Genomic DNA, 22,144 nt, shown 5'->3' with positions numbered 1-22,144 from the left:
TGCAGCCCGTTCCCATCAAATGAAACCAAAAAAGAGGCAAATGGAATACCTGACCAGAGGTTTGATTGCGGTACAGACAGAACAGGGCGTGTTTGTCAGCTGGCGTTTTCTCGGCACGGATCATGAGACGACGGCTTTTCACCTTTATCGGGATGGAAAGCGGATCACCCGCGATCCAATCGCTGAAAGCACTAATTTTCTCGATCAAAATGGAACGGCTGACTCTGTTTATCAAGTGGCGGCTGTCAATAAAGGACGGGAAGAAAAGCTTTCCAAGGAAGCTCGTGTTTGGCAGGAAAATGTCCTGGAGGTTCCGCTTGCCAAACCGGAAGGCGGTGTGACGCCGGACGGAAAGCCGTACACTTACAGCGCCAATGATGCCAGTGTCGGGGATATAGACGGGGATGGAGAATATGAAATGATCCTGAAGTGGGACCCGTCCAATTCAAAAGACAACGCTCATGACGGTTATACCGGGGAGGTGCTCATAGATGCCTATAAACTGGACGGCACCTTTTTGTGGCGCATCAACCTCGGCAGAAACATCAGGGCGGGCGCTCATTACACGCAATTTATGGTGTATGACCTTGATGGTGACGGAAAAGCAGAAATCGCCATGAAAACAGCTGACGGCACAACAGACGGGAAAGGACATATCATCGGTGATGAGCAGGCCGATTTTAGAAACGAACAGGGCAGAATTTTGTCCGGCCCGGAATATTTGACTGTGTTTAAAGGAGAAACCGGTGAGGCACTCACGACCGTGGAATATGAACCGCCCCGCGGCAAGCTGGAGGATTGGGGAGACGGATATGGAAACCGGATGGACCGTTTTCTCGCTGGAATCGCTTATTTGGATGGGGAGCGGCCGAGCCTTGTAATGGCACGCGGCTACTATACGAGAGCCGTGCTCGTGGCATACGATTTCAGAAACGGAAGGCTCAAAAAACGCTGGGTATTTGACTCCAACCATCCGGGACATGAAGCGTACGCAGGACAGGGGAACCACAGCTTAAGCGTGGCGGATGTCGACGGAGACGGAAAAGATGAAATCATATACGGCGCAATGGCTGTCGATCATGACGGAACCGGCCTGTACTCAACGGGGCTCGGGCACGGAGACGCGATGCATGTAGGGGATCTGGACCCGTCACGAAAAGGGCTTGAAGTGTTCCAGGTGCATGAGGACGCCACGAAGCCGTACGGACTGTCACTGCGAGATGCCGGAACCGGTGAGATATTATGGGGCGTCCATGCTGGAACTGACGTTGGCCGGGGCATGGCAGCTCATATTGATCCAAGCTACAAAGGGTCGCTCGTCTGGGGAATTGATCCGCCGGGCAATGATGGCATGTCGTATGGGCTTTTCACGAGCAAAGGCGAAAAAATCAGCGACAAAGCGCCCGCTTCAGCCAATTTCGCCATCTGGTGGGACGGTGATTTGGTCAGAGAACTGCTTGATCATGACTGGGACGGAACGATCGGCAGGCCAAAGATTGAAAAATGGGATGCTGAAAACGGCTGTCTGAAGACGATATTTCAGCCGGCCGGCGTGCTGTCCAACAACGGCACGAAAGGAAACCCGGTTCTTCAGGCCAACCTGTTCGGAGACTGGCGGGAAGAAGTGATATGGAGAACGGAAGACAGCAGCGCGCTCCGTATCTATACAACGACACATCTCACCCGCCACCGCTTTTACACGCTGATGCATGATCCGGTTTACAGGCTCGGCATCGCCTGGCAGAATACCGCCTACAACCAGCCGCCGCACACGAGCTTTTACCTCGGAACGGGAATGAAAAAACCGCCGAAGCCCGCCCTGTACATAGCGGGAAGTAAAGCGGAGGCACCGCTGTAGGAGGACTAAGGGATAAGACGCAAAGGCTGAACTCTACGACAAGATGATTAACGAACGGGCAGGACGAACCAATGCTCAAGCGCTGTACGCACCGGTCTTTTTCAAGGGAAGAGCTATCCGTGATGGAAGCTGTATAAAAAACGAGGGGGAATGAAAAATGGCAAATCATATTTATCTTGCCGGCGATTCGACTGTTCAAACGTATGGAGACAGCACAAATCAAGGGGGATGGGGGCAGTTTCTCGGCTCGCATCTGCCGGAGCATATTCAAGTGATCAACAGAGCGATCGGGGGAAGAAGCTCGAAAACATTTGTGGAGGAGGGCAGGCTTCAGGCAATCCTTGATGTGATTGAGCCGGATGATTGGCTGTTCGTGCAGATGGGCCATAATGACGCGTCGAAAAATAAGCCGGAGCGCTACACCGAGCCCTATACTACTTATAAACAATATTTAAAGCAGTATATCGCAGGCGCGCGGGAAAAAGGCGCCCATCCGCTTCTCATTACCCCCGTAGCCCGCTTTCATTACGAAAATGGCGTGTTTTTGAACGATTTTCCAGATTACTGCATTGCCATGAAGCAGACGGCTGAAGAGGAGAATGTCCAGCTCATTGATCTGATGGAGAAAAGCCTTGCTTTCTTTACTGAGAAGGGGGAGGAAAAAGTATACACCTATTTTATGATTTCAGAAGGGATTAACGATTACACGCATTTTACAAAAAAAGGCGCAAATGAAATGGCGAAACTTGTGGCAAAAGGCATAAAGGAGCTCGGCCTGCCATTGACAGAATCGATCATCAAAGAAAGGTGAAAATGGGATGAGAAAACTGTATCATGGCGCTTGCTATTATCCGGAATTATGGGATGAAGAGACGATTCAGCAGGACATTGACATCATGCGTGAAGTTGGCGTAAATGTTGTGCGGATCGGCGAATTTGCCTGGTCTGTCATGGAACCTGAAGAAGGAAAAATTGACGTCGGTTTTTTCAAAGAAATCATCGCCCGGCTGTATGAAAGCGGGATCGAAACGATTATGTGCACGCCGACGCCTACCCCGCCAATTTGGTTCTCACACGGCCGGCCCGAACGCATGCATGTCAATGAAAAAAGAGAGATCATGGGGCATGGCTCCCGTCAGCATGCCTGTACGAACAACCCGTATTTCCGAAAAAAAGCCGCCATCATCACCACAGCCATCGCCAAGGAGCTTGGCCGGCTCCCGGGGCTGATCGGATGGCAGCTAGACAATGAGTTTAAATGCCATGTTGCAGAATGCATGTGTGAGACATGTTTGCGCTTATGGCATGACTGGCTCAAAAATCGCTACGGGGTGATTGAGCGCTTGAATGAAGCTTGGGGAACCGATGTGTGGAGCGAAACCTATCAGACGTTTGAGCAAGTCCCGCAGCCGGGACCGGCCCCGTTTCTGCATCACGCTTCCCTAAGCACCATGTATCAGCTGTTTTCGATGGAGATGATCGCTTCGTTTGCGGATGAACAGGCCAAAATCATCCGCTGCTATTCAGATGCGCCGATCACGCATAACGGATCAGTCATGTTCAGCGTGGACAATGAGCGAATGTTTCAGAATCTGGATTTTGCCTCCTATGACACGTACGCTTCGCAGGAAAACGCCTCTGCCTTTTTATTGAACTGTGATTTATGGAGAAATCTGAAACAGGGGCGCCCGTTTTGGATTTTGGAAACGAGTCCGTCGTATGCCGCCTCGCTTGAAAGCTCCGCTTACCCGCACGCAGACGGGTATTTGCAGGCCGAAGCCGTATCGTCCTACGCCTTAGGAAGCCAGGGATTTTGCTACTGGCTATGGCGACAGCAGCGTTCAGGCAGCGAGATTTCCCACGGCTCGGTTCTCAGTGCCTGGGGCGAACCCACCATCGGCTATCAAAATGTGCTGGCGGTTGAGCGGGCAAGAAAGGAAATCGAGCCTGTTATTCTATCGACTGAACCCGTTCAAGCCGAGGCGGCGATGACTTACTCTGACAGAGCAAAAGCATTTATTAAAACTGAGCCTCACCGGGGACTCCGGCATCGTTCGCTTGTGACGCATTTTTATGAACGTATTCTCAACACGGGGATTCACCGTGACCTTATTCCGGAAGGCGCTCCACTGGACGGCTATCGCTTGCTGTTTACGCCATTTGTTCCGTATTTGTCTTCTGAATTTATCAAAAAAGCTTCGGCATTCGCTGAAGCGGGCGGCATCTGGATCACGGGGCCGCTGACAGGAGGGCGCACATGCGAGCATACCATTCATACCGATTGCGGACTTGGCGAACTTGAGAAAACGTCAGGGATCAAAACACTTTTTACCTTTCCGATGAATGAGAACGTGAATACAGGAAAAGCGTTTGGCATCACGGCGCCGCTCGGACTATGGAGCGCGGTGTTTGACACAGAGAGCGGAAACACCCTTGGCACGGTTGAATCAGGACCGGGGGCGGGCCATGCATTTCTGACGGAACGGAATTACGGCGAGGGGAAAATTATCATGCTGGGCTCGCTTCCATCCGGGAAAGAAGGGGATGCGATGCTGGAAGCGCTCGTTAGGCATTACGCGGAGGAAGCTGTTATTTCCAGCCGGTCGGATGTTACGCCCGGCACGATCGTTGCCCCGCGCAAAGGCGATAACGGCCTTGTGTGGATCATCGTGAATATGGATGGAAAAGGAGGAAGTGTGACACTGCCGGAAGCGGGAACAGATCTGTTGACGCACCGCTTGGAAAAGGCGGGGAGGCTGGCGGTCGGACCGCATGAATACCGTGTGATTCAATTTGACAATCCCAGCTGATTCTTTGCATCGAATCAGCTTTTTTCTATGGAGGGAGAGACCGATGAAAAAGATCAAATGGTTATCAGGACAGCCAAAGTTGACAAGCGGCGTGACGTGGGGCGTGCCATGGAAAAAAGGAGAATTAAAAAAAGGAGACCGTCTGGCGCTTATGAATGAAAACGCGGAAACGCGATATGTGCAAAGCGAACCGTCGGCCTATTGGCCGGACGGGAGCATCAAGTGGACAAAGCACGCGGCGGTGTTTGGCGGTAAGGAAAACCAAAACTTTATCGTGCAAAAAAGAGAAGTCCCGCAGCCAACTGAATCGCTCAGTATTCATGAGACAGAGCATGATATCCAAGTGGATACAGGAGCACTCGTTTGTACCATTAATAAAACAGGATCTGATTTCATTCAATCATTGCAGATCAACGGAAAGCCGATCGCCGCAGGCGGGAGGCTCGTTGCCATAAGAGAAACGAGAAAAGAGTCGGCGGTGGAAACGGTTCTATTTCAAGAAGCATCTGTCAGCTTTATCAAACGGGCGACGATTGAGCAGAGTGGTCCTGTCAAAGCAGTAGTCAAAATCGAGGGAGTGCATGTGCTCCATAAAACGAATGAAGAATGGCTGCCGTTTGTCATCCGATTGACGTTTTATGCCGGGCTGTCTGAGCTCGGCCTTGTGCACACGCAGCTGATTGACAGGAGCGGTAAACTAGAATTCGTTAAGGGGCTCGGCATCGAATTCGACCTTTTTTTGGAGGGAGAGCCGTACAACCGCCATTTCCGCTTTGCGGGAGAGAAAGGGATGTATAAAGAACCCGCCCAGCTGTTTGGCACACGTAAATTCAATGAACGATATCCGCTTTATGAAAAACAAATCAATGGCGAAATGCTGTCTCCAGATGAAGAGCATAAGGAATGGTTTGCACATGGCACACAGAATGCGGTTTGGGACGATGTCAAGCTCGTGCAGGATTCAAGCGATCATTACAGCCTGTCAAAACGGACCGGAAAAGATTATGCGTGGATCGGCATGCTGCATGGCTGCCGGGCGAAGGGGCTCTGCTATGCGGGCGGAGAAAATGGCGGTGTGGCTCTCGGCCTGCGGTATTTCTTTGAGAAATACCCTTCAGCACTGGAAATCACAGGTCTTGCCGTCAGCCGCCCCAAAATGACCGTCTGGCTTTGGCCCCCGGACGGCGAAGCGATGGATTTGCGGCATTATACAGGAAACACCCACGTGGCCAGCGCGTATGAAGGCTTTGATGAAATGCGCTCTGATCCGACAGGCATTGCGAACACAAATGAAATCAGCCTGGCGTGCTTTTCGCACATGCCGTCTGACGAAGTCCTCAATGCGCTCGCTGACAAATGGCAGGCGCCGCCGCTCATTGTATGCGAGCCGGACGTCTATTACGAATCAAAAGCACTCGGGGTTTGGAGCATCATTGACACATCCCATCCGCTCAAAAAAGAGCTGGAAGAACAGCTCGATGCGGCCTTTCTGTTTTATAAAAAGGAAGTAGAGCAACGCAGATGGTACGGTTTTTGGCATTATGGCGATGTCATGCATACGTATGACCCGATCCGGCATATGTGGCGGTACGATCTCGGCGGATACGCATGGCAAAACAATGAGCTCGTTCCGACCTTATGGCTGTGGCAGGCGTTTTTCCGCTCAGGCAGAGAGGATATCTTTCGCATGGCAGAAGCCATGACCCGCCATACGAGCGAAACGGACAGCTTTCACCTCGGTGAATACGCAGGACTTGGTTCACGGCATAACGTTGTACACTGGGGATGCGGCTGCAAGGAAGCGAGAATCAGCATGGCCGGGCTTTATAAATTCTATTATTATCTGACGGGTGATGAGCGGACGGGAGATCTTTTGACAGAAGTGAAGGATGCCGATTATGCCCTCGTCAAAACCGATCCGATGCGCGCTTTTTACGAGAAAGGCAAGCACCCGACTCACGCCAGAACGGGACCGGACTGGGCGGCGTTTTGCTCGAATTGGCTGGCGGAATGGGAGCGGACCGAAAATCCGGAATATCTCCACAAAATCCAAACGGGAATCAACTGTCTGAAGCGGCTGCCGCTCCGCTTATTATCCGGCCCGACATTTGAATATGACCCGGCGACCTCGATGCTTCATCACATGGGAGACGGCATTGCGGGCGGATATCATATGATCATTGCCTTCGGCGCGCCGCAAGTGTGGATGGAGCTGGCTGAGCTTCTTGATGACCGGGAATGGGAAGATATGCTGAGTGAATTCGGCGAATTTTACACACTAAGTGATGAGGAAAAACGGAAAAAAAGCGGAGGCGCTCTTCATGACGAGCATTTTCACTGGCCGATGTTCGCCGCCGGTATGACAGCCTACGCCGCGAGAAAAAAACAAGATCCTCATCTCGCCGCCAAAGCGTGGAATCTTTTGCTCGATGATAAGCTCAGCCATACGCCGCTTCCGATCAAACCGGAGCGCATCGAGACATGGACGCAGCTAGAGGAGCTTCCATGGGTGACAACGAACACTGTCTCTCAATGGTGTTTAAATGTCATAGCGGCACTGGAACTGATCGGAGATTCCCTTCCGGCAAAAAAAGAAACATCGGGCAAAAAAGGATAACAGCCGGAATTTCATAGGAGAAATGGTGCAAAAAATGAAGATTGCAAGAATTTATGTAAGCGCTTTATATTGAGAGGGGCAAAGGGGAAATGCAAATTGAAAAAAGGGGGACTTACGCATCATGAAAATAAGAATGCGAAAAAAATGGATGGCCTTGCCGCTTGCTGCCATGATGATCGCCGGATGCAGCCATTCGGAAACATCCAATTCAGCAAGCGATTCGAAAGATACGATCAAAATTATGGCGCCGCTCTTATCGCCGGAAAGCCCAAGTGATAAGAGCCCTTCATTAAAAGCGCTCGAAAAATACACAGGCAAAGAGATTAAGGTCACATGGGTGCCTGATTCATCCTACAACGACAAATTCAACATCGTCATGGCTTCAGGAGAGATGCCTCACGCGATTGTCATTAAAGATAAGTCAGCCGGCTTTATCAAATCTGTCAAAGCAGGGGCGTTTTGGGAGCTGTCTCCTTATTTAAAAGACTACAAGAATTTAAGCCAGGCAGATGAAAAGATTTTGAAGAACAGCTCGGTGAACGGCGAGGTGTACGGAATCTACAGAACGAGGGATCTGATCAGGGCGTGTATGATCATCAGAACCGACTGGCTGAAAAATGTCGGTCTGGATATGCCGGAAACGCTTGATGATTTCTATGAAGTGCTGAAAGCCTTTAAGGAAAAAGATCCTGACGGAAACGGCAAGGATGATACGTACGGCATGGTCGTGCCGAAATGGATGGGACTCGGCAACGGAAGCCCATGGGATGTTCTGCAAATCTGGTTCGGCGCTCCGAACCGCTACGGTGTTGAAAACGGAAAGCTGATTCCGGATTTTACAACGAAGGAATACATGGATGCGCTCACGTTTTTTAAAAAGCTCTATGATGAGGGATTGATCAATAAGGACTTTGCTGTCATGGATTCTGCGAAGTGGAATGATCCGGTTGTAAAAGGAAAAGCGGGTGTCATCGTTGATACAGGCTCAAGAGCGTCTCAAATCCAAAGCGCGATGGAGGAGGCGGATGAGTCGAACAAGGATATCATTGATATCGTCGGCTCGCTTGAGGGACCGAATGGCAAGCGCACCTTCCCGACATCTGGTTATTCAGGCATGATCACGATACCAAAATCAAGCGTCAAAACCGAAAAAGAGCTGAAAGAGGTGCTGTCCTTCCTTGATAAGATGAATGATAAGGAAGCGCAGATTCTCACGAACAACGGAGTGAAGGGCCGCAATTACGAGCTCAAGGACGGCGTATTCACCTCACTTGAAAAAAACAATAAATCTCTCCTGTATGAGCATGAAGGCTTGGCACAGTTCAGCATGTCGATTCCGAAAAGCGAGTATTACATCGAAGACCAGAAAACCAAGCTCTTCCAGCATCGCAAGGACATCATAACCGAAGGAGAAAAAATAGCCGTCTTTAACCCGGCTGAGTCGCTTGTATCTGATGTCTATACCCAAAAAGGAGCCCAGCTTGACAACATCATCCTCGACGCGAGAACACAATTTATCATTGGAGAAATTGATGAAAAAGGGTTCGATGATGCGGTGGAGCTTTGGAAAAAAAGCGGCGGCAATGAACTGATGAAGGACTTGAACAAATTGTACCAATCGTCAAAATAAACCGATGCGCCTGCCTTTCGGCGGGCGCCCCGGTATCACGAAAGGAGAACAGATATGGAAACAGTGCCGAAGAAGGGAGATGCACCTGTTCTCACCGCTGGAAAAGGCATCAGCTGGATGGCTGCGCTCAAACGGGACAAATGGCTTTATCTTCTTCTTATTCCCGGTCTGCTTTATTTCTTGATTTTCAAATACTTGCCGATGTGGGGCGTGCTGATCGCTTTTAAAGACTATTCGCCATATCTCGGCTTCTGGAAAAGCGAATGGGTCGGCTTTGATTATTTCAAAGACTTTTTTATGAATCCGGATTTTTTCCGGCTGCTGCGCAACACCCTCATGCTGGCGAGCCTGGATCTTTTGTTTGCCTTTCCCGCGCCTCTCATTTTGGCCCTGCTTTTGAATGAGGTAAGAAAGGCCGTGTATAAAAGATGTATCCAAACCTTTATTTACGTACCCCATTTTGTATCATGGACAATTGTGGTCAGCATCACCTTCGTTTTCTTTACTGTCGATACAGGTGTGATCAACAAATTGATTATGAGCCTGACAGGTGAGCAGATTTCTTTCTTGTCGGATGCAGACTGGTTCCGGCCAATGATTGTGATGCAAAGCATTTGGAAGGAGACAGGCTGGGGAACGATTCTATTTTTGGCAGCGCTTGCTACGGTTGATCAAGAGCAGTATGAAGCGGCCATCATGGACGGAGCGGGGCGGTTCAGGAGAATGTGGCATATTACTCTGCCGGCGATTAGAAGCACCATTATCGTTTTGTTGATTTTAAGAATCGGCAGCTTTTTGAATCTAGGCTTTGAACAGGTGTATTTGATGACGAACTCGCTCAACCGCAGTGTGGCTGACATCTTCGACACGTATGTGTACATGATGGGGATTACCCAAGGGGCGTATAGCTACAGCACGGCGGTCGGTTTGTTTAAATCAGTTGTCGGGATTATCTTGATTTTTGGCGCCAATTACATTGCGAAAAAGTTTGATCAGGAAGGATTGTTTTAGAGGAGGGAGAGGTATGGCTGAAATTCACACGATGCATAACACCAAAGCCGGACGGGTGTTTGACGTCTGCAACATTCTGTTTCTCGGCGGTGTCGGCGCGATTACCATTTTGCCGTTTTTATATATTATCGCCGGTTCCTTTGCGACAGAAGCGGAACTCGCCCAGCGGAGCTTCTTTATTTTCCCGAAAACCTTTACACTTGATGCTTACAAGTATGTGTTTTCGACACCGACGTTCCTTCGAAGCATGGGCGTGTCCATCTTCATCACGGTGGTTGGGACGGCTGTACAGCTGTTTTTTACCTTCACGATGGCGTATCCGCTGGCGAAGCGGCATGTGAAGGGACGGAATCTGCTGTTGAATCTGGTGATTTTCTCCATGCTGTTTTCAGGCGGCATGATTCCGACGTACCTTGTCGTAAAATCACTTGGCCTTTTGGATACGTATTGGGCATTGATTCTGCCGATGGCGATTAATCCGTTCAACCTTATTATTATCAAAAACTTCTTTCAGCAGCTGCCGCGCGAGCTGGAGGAATCAGCAAAAATTGACGGCTGTTCCGAAATCGGCGTCTTCTGGCGGATCGCCCTGCCACTGTCAAAGCCGGTTATAGCGACCTTTGCGCTGTTTTATGCGGTCGGGATTTGGAATGATTTCTTCCACGCTCTCTTATATATCAATGACAGTGCAAAATGGCCGCTGCAAATGGTGCTTCGCCAAGTCACGATTTTATCGGATTTAACGGCGACCAATGGCGATACGATGCAAAATGCCGTTCCGCCGGAGCAGGGAATTAAACTCGCTGTCATTGTCATTGCAACGCTGCCGATTTTGGCGGTCTATCCATTTTTACAAAAACACTTTGCAAAGGGAATGCTGATCGGTTCGGTGAAAGGCTGAGAAAGGGAGTGTTTCATATCAGTACATTAGATCAGATTAAGATTGCCTATATTGGCGGGGGGTCCCAAGGCTGGGCCAGAAGCTTGATGAGTGATTTGTCGATTGATGAACGGATGTCAGGCACGGTGGCGCTCTATGATCTTGATTTTGAAGCCGCTCAGAAAAATGAAGTGATCGGCAATCACAGCGGGAACGGCAGATGGAGATATGAGGCTGTTTCTACTTTGAAAAAGGCGTTATCAGCCGCGGATATCGTCATTATTTCCATTTTGCCGGGATCACTGGATGATATGGAAGTCGATGTCCACTTGCCTGAGCGCTGCGGTATTTATCAGTCTGTAGGTGATACTGTCGGGCCTGGAGGGATCATCAGGGGCTTGCGTGCTGTGCCGATATTTGCGGAAATTGCCCGGGCAATAAGAGACTACGCACCTGAATCATGGGTCATTAATTATACAAACCCGATGTCTGTCTGTACAAGAGTGCTGTATAAAGTGTTTCCCGGCATCAAAGCGATTGGCTGTTGCCACGAGGTATTCGGGACGCAAAAGTTATTGGCGGAAATGGTCACGGAAAGGCTGGGGATTGAGGTGCCGCGGCGTGAGGATATCCGCGTTAATGTGCTCGGCATTAACCATTTTACATGGATCACAAAAGCCTCTTACCGCCATATTGACCTGCTGCCTATATTCCGTGAATTCAGCGCGCACTATGGGGAATCAGGATATGAGCTGGAGGGGGAAAGCTGGAGGGACAGCGTCTTTTGTTCGGCACACCGTGTTGCGTTTGATTTATTTGAAACGTATGGCGCCATCCCTGCTGCGGGAGACAGGCATCTGGCAGAGTTTCTTCCCGGCCCATACCTCAAACAGCCTGAAGTATGGAAATTTCATCTCACACCTATATCATTCAGAAAACAAGACAGAGCTGAGAAACGACAAGAAACAGAACGGTTGATCGTGCAACAACGGGGCGTTGCTGAGAAAGCTTCGGGAGAAGAAGGCGTGAACATCATAGCGGCTCTTCTCGGATTGGGTGAACTCGTCACAAATGTAAATATGCCGAATCAAGGCCAGGTCTCAAACCTTCCTATACAAGCCATTGTCGAAACAAACGCATTCATCACAAGGAACCGTGTCCAGCCGATTTTGTCCGGAGCGCTTCCGAAAGGTGTGGAAATGCTGGCGGCTAGGCATATATCCAATCAGGAGGCAGTGGCGGACGCAGGTTTAACAAAGGATGCTGGCCTCGCGTTTCAAGCCTTCCTCAATGACCCGCTTGTCCAGATTGACCGCAGTGATGCAGAGCAGCTTTTCAATGACATGCTCCAATTCACCATGCAACGTTGAGCGGAGCTTTTCCGGTTTAGAAAGGAAAGCATTGACCATACTGATAGTATAATCAAGAAGTAGGTGCTATCAATATGGGAAATTATTTAAGCGTTGCGGTAGAACTGGTCTGCGGTCTAGGCATTTTATTTATCATCTTAAAGCTTCTCGGGAAAACCCAATTTTCTCAAATTACGCCGTTTGACTTTATCTCTGCTTTAATTTTAGGAGAATTGGTCGGAAATGCCGTTTACGATCATGAAATCAAAATCAAAGAAATTATTTTTGCTTCGCTATTGTGGGGCGTGCTGATTTATATTATTGAATTTATCACGCAAAAAATGAAATCATCGCGAAAGTTCTTGGAGGGCGAGCCGAATATCGTCATCCGCAAAGGGGAGCTTCAATATAAAGTATTGAAGAAAAATAAGATGGACATTAACCAGCTGCAAAGCCTATTGAGGCAAGCTGGGAGTTTTTCGATCCAAGAAGTAGAATATGCGATTTTGGAAACAAACGGGATGGTCAGTGTGCTTCCAAAATCCGACTTTGACAAACCGACCAATAAGGATTTGCAGATTCCTTCGAAGTCTGTTTCCCTGCCGATCACTTTAATCATAGATGGAGAGGTTGTCCGGGATAATTTGAAGGAAGCAGGTGTGGATGAACAGTGGCTGAAGCAAGAATTGAAAAAGAAGAACATTGATAAGACGGAGGACGTGTTATTTGCAGAATGGCATAAAAATAAGCCGCTGTATACCGTAACATACGAACAAAGCAGATCAACATGACTCTTAGAAAAAAGCTTGCAGCAAGGCGCAAGCTTTTTATTGATTGTATGTCCCTTGTTTGACAGCACGTACATGGTACATGCTCACTTCAGTGCTGATCAGATAGTCAGGCTTTGGTTTGCCTTTGTTTGCTTTGTGGCCGGCGATATGCGCATCGCTTTTTTCCCATTGCTTCCAGCGATCCTCTGATTCCCAGCGAATCATGACAACAACTTCCTCATCACCGCGGCGTACGTTTTTCTCAAGCACTGTCACATCAATTAAACCTTCTTGTTTTTCAATGATTCCTTCAGCGCTGAAACGTTCTATGACTTTATCTGCAAAGCCTTCTTTAACCGTCATTTTTCTTAACTGTACAAACATTTGTCTCACTCCAATCATTCTCACATATGAATAATTGTAAATGAAATTCATTCTCAATGTCAAAGAAAGCGCAGGGCGGAATCGAACCGCCGTGCGCAACAGTTTATTCTTTTAATAAAAACACATTTCCGTCTTCGTCCTTAAATTGAACGAAGGTGCCCCACTCCATTTGATTGGGCTCACCGAGAAATTCTACACCGTTTGTCTTCATTTTCTCGTATGTGCCAAAGATGTCTTCGCATTCAAACACAATAGAAGCCTTCATTTGCTCTGAGCCTTTCATCATGGCTTTCGGGTAAATGACTAAACGAGTCTCGGCTCCTTTTGGCGCAACCTCCAGCCAGCTTGCTTCAGGTCCCATTGGGTGGTCCGCTGCAATATCAAAGCCTACCTTCTCTGTCCAAAATTGCTTCGCTTTCTGCTGGTCCTCGACATATACAGCAACAGTGCCAATTTGTTTGATCATAGGGAAACCTCCAAGTTGAAAAGATAATAATACTATAACCTGTTTACGGCCGAAGTAACATAAAAAAATCAGCCGGGAAACCGGCTGATTTTTAAAATGAGCAGCTGACAACATCGATGTGATTTGTGTCTAAGGCGAAATAAACCCAGCGGCGCCGTGAGGAATCCCAATAAAAGCCGCCGACGGATCTTCTGCCAAGGATAATTGGGTAGAACCAAAATGAGCGGCCATTGGTTAACCAAACATAGGTAAATCGGAAAAGGCAAGGACGAATGGTGATTGGTTCAACTAACAAAACGGCTCCTTGAGAACCCTGCGGTTTTGGGGGTTTCGCTGGTATTTGGGAAGGAGGAGGTCCCTGCGGCGCACCGCCGAAGCCTGGGCTGGCACCGCTGCCAATACCAGGGCCGGAGCCGCCGCCAAAGCCTGGAACAGCGCCGCCGCCAATACCAGGGCCGGAGCCGCCGCCAAAGCCTGGAACAGCACCACCGCCAATGCCAGGACCGGAGCCGCCGCCGAAGCCCGGAACAGCACCGCTGCCAATGCCAGGCCATGGATATCGGTATTCATATTCAAAAGCAGGCCAAGGCTCATAAAAATGCCCCGCAAACATATAAGGATCAACATAATACATGTGATAACGTCCTTTCTCATTGTAAACTGTACATTGCAGTTTATGCAGGCGGACTCTTATTGGTGCATTCGCCTAAGGATATGAAGCTGAAATGCTCTCAGAGAGCAGAATCATTTGATTTTTCTCTAGTCTTATTCACAATTCCGATTTATCATTTTATAATGAAAGTGCTTCTATTACGAAAAAGGAGACAGACCGTGAATATCGATCAATTATTATATCAATATATCATAGACAACACTGCGGATATTACTGAGAAATGGTTCAGTTTGCGTTGCCAGCTAAAAGGCGAGCTATATTCCGCCATCCATTTAAGTGAAGAAACGAAAACACTTTTAACCGAGCAGCATACATTTACCAATATAACAATCGCAAGCGCATTTCTGGAGGATCAAACCGATTTTCAAGACAACATGACAAAATGGGCGGAAAACGTTGCGAAAAACAGGGTAGAGCAGGATGTTCAAGTTCATGAGGTCGTAGAAGCCATATCCAACTCTAGAATCTCATTCTGGGACGCAGTCGTCACATTTATAAAAGAGAATCAGGAGATCGTGACAAATGAGGATGCAGACCGATGGAACCACATTGTGAATCAGTCGTTCGATAAGCTGATTATTGAATTCTCTGAGCAGTACCAAAAATTCATGCTGATGAGGCTCACATCTCAGCAGGAACTGATCTCAGAGCTTGGCTGCCCGGTCATTTCCATTGCCGATGGAATCGGGATATTGCCGCTTATCGGCTCCATTGATACAAAACGGGCACAGGTCATTTTAGAAACAGTGCCGGTCCGCTGTGTCGAGAGAAAAATCACAAGCCTCGTCGTTGATCTTTCGGGTGTTCCGATTGTGGATACCATGGTGGCTCAGCAATTGTACAACCTGTCTAAAACGCTTTTCTTATTAGGCGTCAAAGCCGTATTTTCAGGGATTCGCCCGGATGTGGCCCAAACATCGATTCAATTGGGGCTTGATTTTAGTGAATATGAAACGTACGGCACGCTGAAGCAGGCATTAGAAAACATGGGTGTCCGCTGTATTGTTGAGGAATTGGAAGAAAACAAATAGGAAGTTTCCAGGCATATGATTGTCCGTCACCGGGTGATCATATGCCTTTTTGATTTGAACAGAAATCACCATTGATTTATCAAAAAAAACATAATATTATAATTCTTATAAGAATACTGTGAATTAAACATATTCGACAGGGGGGAAGGTCTTTTGGTTTCAAAATCAACGATTGATCCGGAAGTGATTGAAAAAATAATCAGCTCGCTGGAAACACTCGATTTCGGCACCGTTCAGATTACGGTTCATGATTCTCAGATTACCCAAATTGAGAAAATAGAAAAGCACCGTTTTTCGCTGAAAAGGAAAGAATCAAAATGATAATGTAAAGGGCGTTTGTTTTCATTAAATTCTCCTTAAAACATATACATATTTCATCCAATTTTTATATAATAGACCTTTAAGATCATTTTTTAGGAGGATTTTTGACATGCAAGCTACGGTTCACGAGAGTAAGCAATCGATCATGCAACGCATTTTGACAGTCTTTGTCTTCACTTTGCTGATCGCGACTGTCGGCCTTTTTATCGGCCAATTTGTTCCTGTCGCTTTGATGCTGCCGCTTTCTATTCTTGAAGTGGCGATGATTATTCTGGCCTTCTGGATGCGCAGAAGAAAAGCGGTCGGGTATGCGTTTGTATATACATTCGCGTTCGTTTCCGGCATTACCTTATTTCCGATCGTCAGCCATTACGCTTCCATCGCCGGCGCCTATGTCGTGCTTGAAGCCTTTGGTTCTACATTTGTCATTTTTGCCGTCTTAGGCACAATCGGCGCAAAAATGAAGAAGGATTTATCCTTCCTGTGGTCATTTCTGCTGGTTGCGGTGCTCGCCCTCGCAGTGGTAGGGATTTTCAACATTTTCAGCCCGTTAAACTCAGCGGCGATGATGGCGTATTCCGTGATCGGAACCATCGTCTTTTCCCTTTACATTTTGTATGATTTGAACCAAATCAAACACCGCCACATTACGGAAGACTTGATTCCGGTTATGGCGTTATCGCTGTACCTTGACTTTATCAACTTATTCATCAACCTGCTCCGCTTCTTCGGCATTTTGAGCAGTGATGATTAATGAAAAAGCGCCTGTCATTGGATAGGCGTTTTTTGCCATACACAAAAAGACAGGTGGAGTCGTGCGTCTGTCATGTTGTCAGGCGTGATATTGAAGGAGCCGTTTGAGCTTGTGCACACTGTGTGTCATCAGCGGCATATTTGTTACGGCCATAAAGAAAAAACAGCCGGATGCGTATCCGGCTGCAGAAGAAAAACGCTGTAGCCTGTCCTGATGAGACGGCTTTTTTAGTCTTTAAACACGCTCAGCCTTTCAAAAAGATTACCAAGCATCTTTACGAACATGTCTTTTTCCTCGTCGCTGTAGTTTTCCATGACCGCTGAGATTTTGCTGAAATGGCCGGGCAGAAATTCCTCAAGGCGTGCTTTCCCTTCCGTTGTCAGTTCAATGCTGATTTTGCGTTTATCCTCTGTGTGATGCCTGCGGCTGACAAAACCGTCTCTCGCCAGCCCGTCCAGCAGGCCTGTAATTGTTGCTTTCGTGACATTTGACCGCTTGGCAAGCTCTGTCGGACTTAACCTATGTTCCTTGGCATCAAAGAGCAGCATCAGGCGATCGAGGATGCCATCGCCCTCGCCGAAGAACTCCAAAAACACGCCGACCACGAAACAGCATTACTGGCGTACTACAAAAGAAGAGCCCCACGAGCGCTCAAAGTCTAGAACTTATCCTCAGAAATCGTCCGCCGTGGGCTGAAAGGAGAGCCGGGAGCGGAAGAACTGATTGGGGAGTGCTATGCGGTGTTGAGGGAAGGTTATTAAATAGGAAAAGTCCAGAAAGTGATTTCTGGACTTTTTTTAGTCTTGCTCTGTTTTATTCCTTATCCGCTCAATCACCTCATGCAGCCCCTCAGGCTTATAAAACTCCACCGGTGAACTGCCTTTCTCAAACGAAATCGTCTCGGCTTCAATCAGCGCGACATAGCGCCCGTTTACTTTTGCGAGATGAATTGAATCGCCAAAATCCGCTAGCAATCCCTTAATCTCTGTTTCTCCGACTTTCATTTTCAGTTGGGCCTCTGGCGTGTGCTCGATGATTTGGGCGGAGGCTTCGATGACTTGATGGGTGTCGAGGCGCTCTTGGATTTCCCGTTTTTCGCTTGCTTCCCAAATTTCAATGTCGTGCTCGAACTGCTTGAGTTCTTCGCTGTTGTCTTCAAATGTCTCGTAGACGTGCTCTTGTACCATGTTCATGACCTGATTTTTCATGATTTCCGGCATCGATTCTCCGTACTCGACGAATTTCAGAAAGTCCTCAAAATAGCGGGCGTGCGAGGCCTGGTGGATTTTTAGCTCACCTTCCTCGACCATTCCTTCCTCTGGCATGTACGGGTATTGGATGCTTTTCATGTTTTTTGTCGTGATTGCCATTTCGACTTTTTTAATGAGAGAAGACGCGTCAGAGATGCGGGCGACCTTCGGCTCAAAATCACATTTCATAATGAAGACAAATGACTCGTCAAAGTATTTTCTCGGCACGGCCGAAGCGACGAGAAACACGCCGCCGCGAACCGCGCTTGTGTCAAGGTACGTGCGGACGAACTGCTCGCTCAGCTCATTGAAGTCTTCTTTTGTTTCCGCCAGGCGCGCGCGGTTGAACATGTTGTAGTTTGGGTTGGAATCGAGCTCGTGGCCGGGCTCGACGATAAAATGGCCGATTTTCGTCGGGACCTGTTCGGACTGCGGATGGCGGTCTGCTTTCCGTTTGACGATTTTTTTCAGTTCCCCGTCGAGAAAGTCCTTCAGCTCGCTTTCTTCAAATTCGCCCGTATCAAGGGTCTGGAAGTGCTTGAACTGCTTGTTCGCCTGCTCATCTTTGCCTTCAACCTGTATGACATAAAAGGATAAAAACCGAATTTCAAAATCCATATATAAACTCACCTTATTCGCGTATTGTACAGCTTCTCAAGTATAGAAAAAACAGCAATCATGCGTCAATTGGGAGAACGGAATAATCATGACCATGAAAGGGAAATGTAGTCAAATAGAAGGCATCTCATACGGAAAGGAATGGTTCGATGAAGGAAACAAGCCCGATTCCTCAGCCGAAGACGTTTGGGCCGCTCGGCAATTTGCCTTTAATCGATAAAGACAAGCCGACGCTTTCGCTGATCAAACTGGCGGAAGAACAGGGCCCGATTTTTCAAATCCATACACCCGCGGGCACGACCATTGTAGTGTCCGGCCACGAATTGGTGAAAGAGGTTTGTGATGAAGAACGGTTTGATAAAAGCATTGAAGGCGCCTTGGAAAAGGTCCGCGCGTTTTCCGGTGACGGATTGTTTACGAGCTGGACGCATGAGCCTAACTGGAGAAAAGCGCACAACATTCTGATGCCGACGTTCAGCCAGCGGGCCATGAAGGACTATCATGAGAAAATGGTCGATATCGCTGTTCAGCTCATTCAAAAATGGGCAAGGCTCAATCCGAATGAAGCAGTCGATGTCCCGGGAGATATGACCCGGCTGACGCTCGACACCATTGGGCTATGCGGGTTTAACTACCGCTTTAACAGTTACTACAGAGAAACGCCCCACCCGTTTATCAACAGTATGGTGCGGGCGCTTGATGAAGCGATGCATCAAATGCAGCGGCTTGATGTTCAAGATAAGCTTATGGTCAGAACAAAGCGGCAATTCCGCCATGATATTCAAACGATGTTTTCGTTAGTCGACAGCATTATTGCAGAGCGCAGGGCGAATGGAGACCAGGATGAAAAAGATTTGCTCGCCCGCATGCTGAATGTGGAAGATCCGGAAACGGGTGAAAAGCTCGACGACGAAAATATCCGTTTTCAGATCATCACGTTTTTGATTGCCGGCCATGAAACAACGAGCGGCCTGCTTTCCTTTGCGACTTACTTTTTATTGAAGCATCCTGACAAACTGAAAAAGGCGTATGAAGAGGTCGATCGGGTGCTGACGGATGCAGCGCCGACCTATAAACAAGTGCTGAAGCTTAAATACATACGGATGATTTTAAATGAATCACTGCGCTTATGGCCGACAGCTCCGGCTTTCAGCCTTTATCCAAAAGAAGACACAGTCATTGGCGGAAAATTTCCGATCACGACGAATGACAGAATTTCTGTGCTGATTCCGCAGCTTCATCGTGATCGAGACGCTTGGGGAAAGGACGCAGAAGAATTTCGGCCGGAACGGTTTGAGCATCAGGACCAAGTGCCTCATCATGCGTACAAACCATTCGGAAATGGACAACGGGCCTGTATCGGCATGCAGTTTGCCCTTCATGAAGCCACACTTGTGTTAGGCATGATTCTAAAATATTTCACACTGATTGATCATGAGAATTATGAGCTTGATATCAAACAAACCTTAACACTTAAGCCGGGCGATTTTCACATCAGGGTTCAAAGCCGTCATCAGGAAGCCATTCATGCAGACGTCCAGGCAGCTGAAAAAGCCGCGCCTGATGAGCAAAAGGAGAAAACGGAAGCAAAGGGTGCATCGGTCATCGATCTTAACAACCGCCCGCTTCTCGTGCTGTACGGCTCAGATACCGGCACCGCAGAAGGCGTCGCCCGGGAGCTTGCTGATACTGCCAGTCTTCACGGCGTAAGGACAGAGACAGCACCTCTGAACGACCGGATTGGAAAGCTGCCGAAAGAGGGAGCGGTTATCATTGTGACCTCGTCTTATAATGGAAAGCCGCCAAGCAATGCCGGACAATTCGTGCAGTGGCTTCAAGAAATCAAACCGGGTGAGCTTGATGGTGTCCATTACGCGGTATTTGGCTGCGGCGACCACAACTGGGCGAGCACGTATCAATACGTGCCGAGATTCATTGATGAGCAGCTTGCGGAGAAAGGCGCGACTCGGTTTTCTGCGCGCGGAGAAGGGGATGTGAGCGGTGATTTTGAAGGGCAGCTTGACGAGTGGAAAAAAAGCATGTGGGCAGACGCCATTAAGGCATTCGGACTTGAGCTTAATGAAAACGCTGATAAGGAACGAAGCACGCTGAGCCTTCAGTTTGTCAGAGGGCTGGGCGAGTCTCCGCTGGCTAGATCGTACGAAGCCTCTCACGCATCCATTGCTGAAAATCGTGAACTCCAGTCTGCGGACAGCGATCGAAGCACCCGCCATATCGAAATCGCATTGCCGCCGGATGTTGAATATCAAGAGGGCGACCATCTTGGCGTATTGCCAAAAAACAGCCAAACCAATGTCAGCCGAATTCTCCACAGATTCGGTCTGAAGGGAACCGACCAAGTGACATTGTCGGCAAGCGGCCGCAGTGCGGGGCATCTGCCATTGGGCCGTCCTGTCAGCCTGCATGATCTTCTCAGCTACAGCGTCGAGGTGCAGGAAGCAGCCACAAGAGCGCAAATACGTGAACTGGCGGCATTTACAGTGTGTCCGCCGCATAGGCGCGAATTAGAAGAACTGTCAGCAGAGGGTGTTTATCAGGAGCAAATATTGAAAAAACGAATTTCCATGCTGGATTTGCTTGAAAAGTATGAAGCGTGCGACATGCCGTTTGAACGATTTTTAGAGCTTTTACGGCCGTTAAAACCGAGATATTATTCGATTTCAAGCTCTCCAAGAGTGAATCCGCGGCAAGCATCGATCACAGTCGGTGTCGTGCGCGGCCCGGCGTGGAGCGGCCGTGGCGAATACAGGGGCGTGGCATCAAATGATTTAGCTGAGCGTAAAGCCGGTGATGATGTCGTGATGTTTGTCCGCACACCGGAATCCCGGTTTCAGCTTCCAGAAGATCCTGAAACTCCAATCATTATGGTCGGACCAGGCACCGGAGTCGCACCATTCCGCGGTTTCCTTCAAGCCCGCGAAGTTTTAAAGCGGGAAGGGAAAACGCTCGGTGAAGCTCATCTCTATTTTGGATGCAGGAACGATCGTGATTTTATATACCGCGATGAACTTGAGCAGTTTGAAAAAGACGGAATCGTCACTGTCCACACAGCCTTTTCCCGCAAAGAAGGCATGCCGAAAACGTATGTCCAGCATGTAATGGCTGACCATGCAGAAACGTTAATATCGATCCTTGACCGCGGAGGCAGGCTTTATGTATGCGGTGATGGCAGCAAAATGGCCCCGGATGTGGAGGCGGCACTGCAAAAGGCGTATCAGTCTGTTCATGGCACCGGGGAGCAAGAAGCGCAAAACTGGCTGAGACATCTGCAGGATACCGGTATGTACACCAAAGATGTCTGGGCAGGGATATAGATAAAGAAGACTGGGAACATCCAGTCTTTTTTGTCCTATCGAAAAAATGGTGATCGCGCTAAACATTCATGCATACAATAACTTCAGTCCGCCGGAAGGGCGGGCTGTCTGCAAAACCTATTTTTCGTTTTTGCTAGTTTATGTTATTCTTATACTCGGTATCTATTTCTTTTTTCAAAGGCACACATGACAAAAGAAATCCTTTTTTTATTTCCGAGAAAAAAATGTGAAACGAAATGAAGGTTTCTTTCGTCCAGTGATTGGTTTCCAAATGGTTGTAATAAAAATGATATGGTGCGTAACATAAATATTCCGGCTTGCCGCGGTGTATTTCTTGTTGTGTGATGCCTTGATTTTGTTTGGAAAGAAGGAATTGGAAGGCAGGAT

The 22,144-nt window shown here is 48.3% G+C and carries 17 protein-coding genes and 3 pseudogenes; 15 read left to right on the top strand and 5 right to left on the bottom strand.

Features of this window, described 5'->3' with window-relative positions; translation table 11 throughout:
* Positions 1-19: 19 nt before the first annotated feature.
* The 9 genes from rhgX (at position 20) to AC07VD_RS19355 (ending at position 12,946) form a co-directional block, all read left to right on the top strand.
* Positions 20-1,858: a rhamnogalacturonan exolyase gene (gene rhgX / locus AC07VD_RS19395; protein WP_494721946.1), complete on the top strand. Its 1,839-nt coding sequence runs from the start codon at positions 20-22 to the stop codon at positions 1,856-1,858.
* Positions 1,859-2,015: 157 nt separating this feature from the next.
* Positions 2,016-2,669 carry a rhamnogalacturonan acetylesterase gene (locus AC07VD_RS19390; RefSeq protein ID WP_003233813.1) on the top strand — a complete coding sequence of 218 codons (654 nt, stop codon included), beginning with the start codon at positions 2,016-2,018 and terminating at the stop codon, positions 2,667-2,669.
* A gap of 7 nt (positions 2,670-2,676) precedes the next feature.
* Positions 2,677-4,668 (top strand): beta-galactosidase YesZ, encoded by a 1,992-nt coding sequence (gene yesZ / locus AC07VD_RS19385; protein WP_494721945.1) that lies wholly within the window; start codon positions 2,677-2,679, stop codon positions 4,666-4,668.
* A 43-nt stretch (positions 4,669-4,711) separates the two neighbouring features.
* The gene (locus tag AC07VD_RS19380; protein WP_494721944.1) at positions 4,712-7,285 is read left to right on the top strand and encodes an exo-rhamnogalacturonan lyase family protein; all 2,574 of its coding nucleotides are present in this window, start codon (positions 4,712-4,714) and stop codon (positions 7,283-7,285) included.
* 121 nt (positions 7,286-7,406) lie between these two features.
* Positions 7,407-8,915, top strand: a complete 1,509-nt coding sequence (locus AC07VD_RS19375) for an extracellular solute-binding protein (protein ID WP_029317444.1) — start codon at positions 7,407-7,409, stop codon at positions 8,913-8,915.
* 54 nt (positions 8,916-8,969) lie between these two features.
* Positions 8,970-9,926: an ABC transporter permease gene (locus AC07VD_RS19370; protein WP_014479122.1), complete on the top strand. Its 957-nt coding sequence runs from the start codon at positions 8,970-8,972 to the stop codon at positions 9,924-9,926.
* Between the two features lie 13 nt (positions 9,927-9,939).
* The gene (locus tag AC07VD_RS19365; RefSeq protein ID WP_003242715.1) at positions 9,940-10,827 is read left to right on the top strand and encodes a carbohydrate ABC transporter permease; all 888 of its coding nucleotides are present in this window, start codon (positions 9,940-9,942) and stop codon (positions 10,825-10,827) included.
* A gap of 8 nt (positions 10,828-10,835) precedes the next feature.
* Positions 10,836-12,176, top strand: a complete 1,341-nt coding sequence (lplD, locus tag AC07VD_RS19360; protein WP_130573215.1) for an alpha-galacturonidase LplD — start codon at positions 10,836-10,838, stop codon at positions 12,174-12,176.
* Between the two features lie 74 nt (positions 12,177-12,250).
* Positions 12,251-12,946 carry a DUF421 domain-containing protein gene (locus AC07VD_RS19355; protein WP_069964043.1) on the top strand — a complete coding sequence of 232 codons (696 nt, stop codon included), beginning with the start codon at positions 12,251-12,253 and terminating at the stop codon, positions 12,944-12,946.
* Positions 12,947-12,982: 36 nt separating this feature from the next.
* Here AC07VD_RS19355 and hmoA read toward each other — a convergent pair whose 3' ends face one another.
* The 3 genes from hmoA to AC07VD_RS19340 all read right to left on the bottom strand — a co-directional run bounded on the left by hmoA (position 12,983) and on the right by AC07VD_RS19340 (position 14,409).
* Entirely contained in the window at positions 12,983-13,309 is a 327-nt protein-coding gene (gene hmoA / locus AC07VD_RS19350) for a heme-degrading oxygenase HmoA (protein ID WP_014479126.1), read from the bottom strand.
* Positions 13,310-13,412: 103 nt separating this feature from the next.
* Positions 13,413-13,775: a VOC family protein gene (locus tag AC07VD_RS19345; RefSeq protein ID WP_003233803.1), complete on the bottom strand. Its 363-nt coding sequence runs from the start codon at positions 13,773-13,775 to the stop codon at positions 13,413-13,415.
* A gap of 91 nt (positions 13,776-13,866) precedes the next feature.
* Positions 13,867-14,409, bottom strand: coding sequence for a hypothetical protein (locus AC07VD_RS19340; protein WP_031315514.1), 543 nt, complete (start codon positions 14,407-14,409; stop codon positions 13,867-13,869).
* A gap of 197 nt (positions 14,410-14,606) precedes the next feature.
* Here AC07VD_RS19340 and AC07VD_RS19335 point away from each other — a divergent pair, with 197 nt between their 5' ends.
* From AC07VD_RS19335 to AC07VD_RS19320, 4 genes and pseudogenes are all read left to right on the top strand, one after another.
* Positions 14,607-15,479 carry an STAS domain-containing protein gene (locus AC07VD_RS19335; protein ID WP_494721943.1) on the top strand — a complete coding sequence of 291 codons (873 nt, stop codon included), beginning with the start codon at positions 14,607-14,609 and terminating at the stop codon, positions 15,477-15,479.
* A 153-nt stretch (positions 15,480-15,632) separates the two neighbouring features.
* Positions 15,633-15,800, top strand: coding sequence for a YezD family protein (locus tag AC07VD_RS19330; RefSeq protein WP_003244522.1), 168 nt, complete (start codon positions 15,633-15,635; stop codon positions 15,798-15,800).
* Between the two features lie 109 nt (positions 15,801-15,909).
* Positions 15,910-16,554 carry a Bax inhibitor-1/YccA family protein gene (locus tag AC07VD_RS19325; protein ID WP_003244397.1) on the top strand — a complete coding sequence of 215 codons (645 nt, stop codon included), beginning with the start codon at positions 15,910-15,912 and terminating at the stop codon, positions 16,552-16,554.
* Between the two features lie 63 nt (positions 16,555-16,617).
* Positions 16,618-16,768: pseudogene (locus tag AC07VD_RS19320) on the top strand (hypothetical protein); the annotation flags it as partial.
* A 13-nt stretch (positions 16,769-16,781) separates the two neighbouring features.
* Here AC07VD_RS19320 and yetL read toward each other — a convergent pair.
* Positions 16,782-17,111 (bottom strand): annotated as a pseudogene (yetL, locus tag AC07VD_RS19315) (transcriptional regulator YetL); the annotation flags it as partial.
* On the opposite strand from yetL, the pseudogene AC07VD_RS19310 reads away from it, so the two are divergent.
* Positions 17,106-17,315 (top strand): annotated as a pseudogene (locus AC07VD_RS19310) (oxidoreductase); the annotation flags it as partial. The pseudogenes yetL and AC07VD_RS19310 sit on opposite strands and share 6 nt — an antisense overlap.
* A gap of 36 nt (positions 17,316-17,351) precedes the next feature.
* On the opposite strand, the gene AC07VD_RS19305 reads toward AC07VD_RS19310, so the two are convergent.
* On the bottom strand, positions 17,352-18,422 hold the full coding sequence (locus tag AC07VD_RS19305) for a DUF3900 domain-containing protein (protein ID WP_003233793.1): 1,071 nt from the start codon (positions 18,420-18,422) through the stop codon (positions 17,352-17,354).
* Between the two features lie 149 nt (positions 18,423-18,571).
* Between AC07VD_RS19305 and cypD the strand changes: the two genes are divergently transcribed.
* A complete protein-coding gene (gene cypD, locus AC07VD_RS19300) occupies positions 18,572-21,757 on the top strand; it encodes a bifunctional P-450/NADPH--P450 reductase (RefSeq protein ID WP_494721942.1) in 3,186 nt (1,061 codons plus the stop codon).
* Positions 21,758-22,144 lie beyond the last annotated feature (387 nt).

It is taken from the genome of Bacillus sp. GW821-FHT01G09, from assembly GCF_059422205.1.
Note: the sequence above shows the minus strand (reverse complement) of the source record. Positions and strands in the feature narration are given on the sequence as shown.

Bases quoted from the DNA above. Each gene is read 5' to 3' on its own strand.
- AC07VD_RS19370 (WP_014479122.1), top strand. From the start codon at position 8,970: ATGGAAACAGTGCCGAAGAAGGGAGATGCACCTGTTCTCACCGCTGGA.
- AC07VD_RS19375 (WP_029317444.1), top strand. From the start codon at position 7,407: ATGAAAATAAGAATGCGAAAAAAATGGATGGCCTTGCCGCTTGCTGCC.
- rhgX (WP_494721946.1), top strand. From the start codon at position 20: ATGAAACCAAAAAAGAGGCAAATGGAATACCTGACCAGAGGTTTGATT.
- AC07VD_RS19380 (WP_494721944.1), top strand. From the start codon at position 4,712: ATGAAAAAGATCAAATGGTTATCAGGACAGCCAAAGTTGACAAGCGGC.
- cypD (WP_494721942.1), top strand. From the start codon at position 18,572: ATGAAGGAAACAAGCCCGATTCCTCAGCCGAAGACGTTTGGGCCGCTC.
- AC07VD_RS19325 (WP_003244397.1), top strand. From the start codon at position 15,910: ATGCAAGCTACGGTTCACGAGAGTAAGCAATCGATCATGCAACGCATT.
- AC07VD_RS19340 (WP_031315514.1), bottom strand. From the start codon at position 14,409: ATGTATTATGTTGATCCTTATATGTTTGCGGGGCATTTTTATGAGCCT.
- AC07VD_RS19345 (WP_003233803.1), bottom strand. From the start codon at position 13,775: ATGATCAAACAAATTGGCACTGTTGCTGTATATGTCGAGGACCAGCAG.
- AC07VD_RS19355 (WP_069964043.1), top strand. From the start codon at position 12,251: ATGGGAAATTATTTAAGCGTTGCGGTAGAACTGGTCTGCGGTCTAGGC.
- AC07VD_RS19365 (WP_003242715.1), top strand. From the start codon at position 9,940: ATGGCTGAAATTCACACGATGCATAACACCAAAGCCGGACGGGTGTTT.
- AC07VD_RS19305 (WP_003233793.1), bottom strand. From the start codon at position 18,422: ATGGATTTTGAAATTCGGTTTTTATCCTTTTATGTCATACAGGTTGAA.
- yesZ (WP_494721945.1), top strand. From the start codon at position 2,677: ATGAGAAAACTGTATCATGGCGCTTGCTATTATCCGGAATTATGGGAT.
- AC07VD_RS19390 (WP_003233813.1), top strand. From the start codon at position 2,016: ATGGCAAATCATATTTATCTTGCCGGCGATTCGACTGTTCAAACGTAT.
- hmoA (WP_014479126.1), bottom strand. From the start codon at position 13,309: ATGTTTGTACAGTTAAGAAAAATGACGGTTAAAGAAGGCTTTGCAGAT.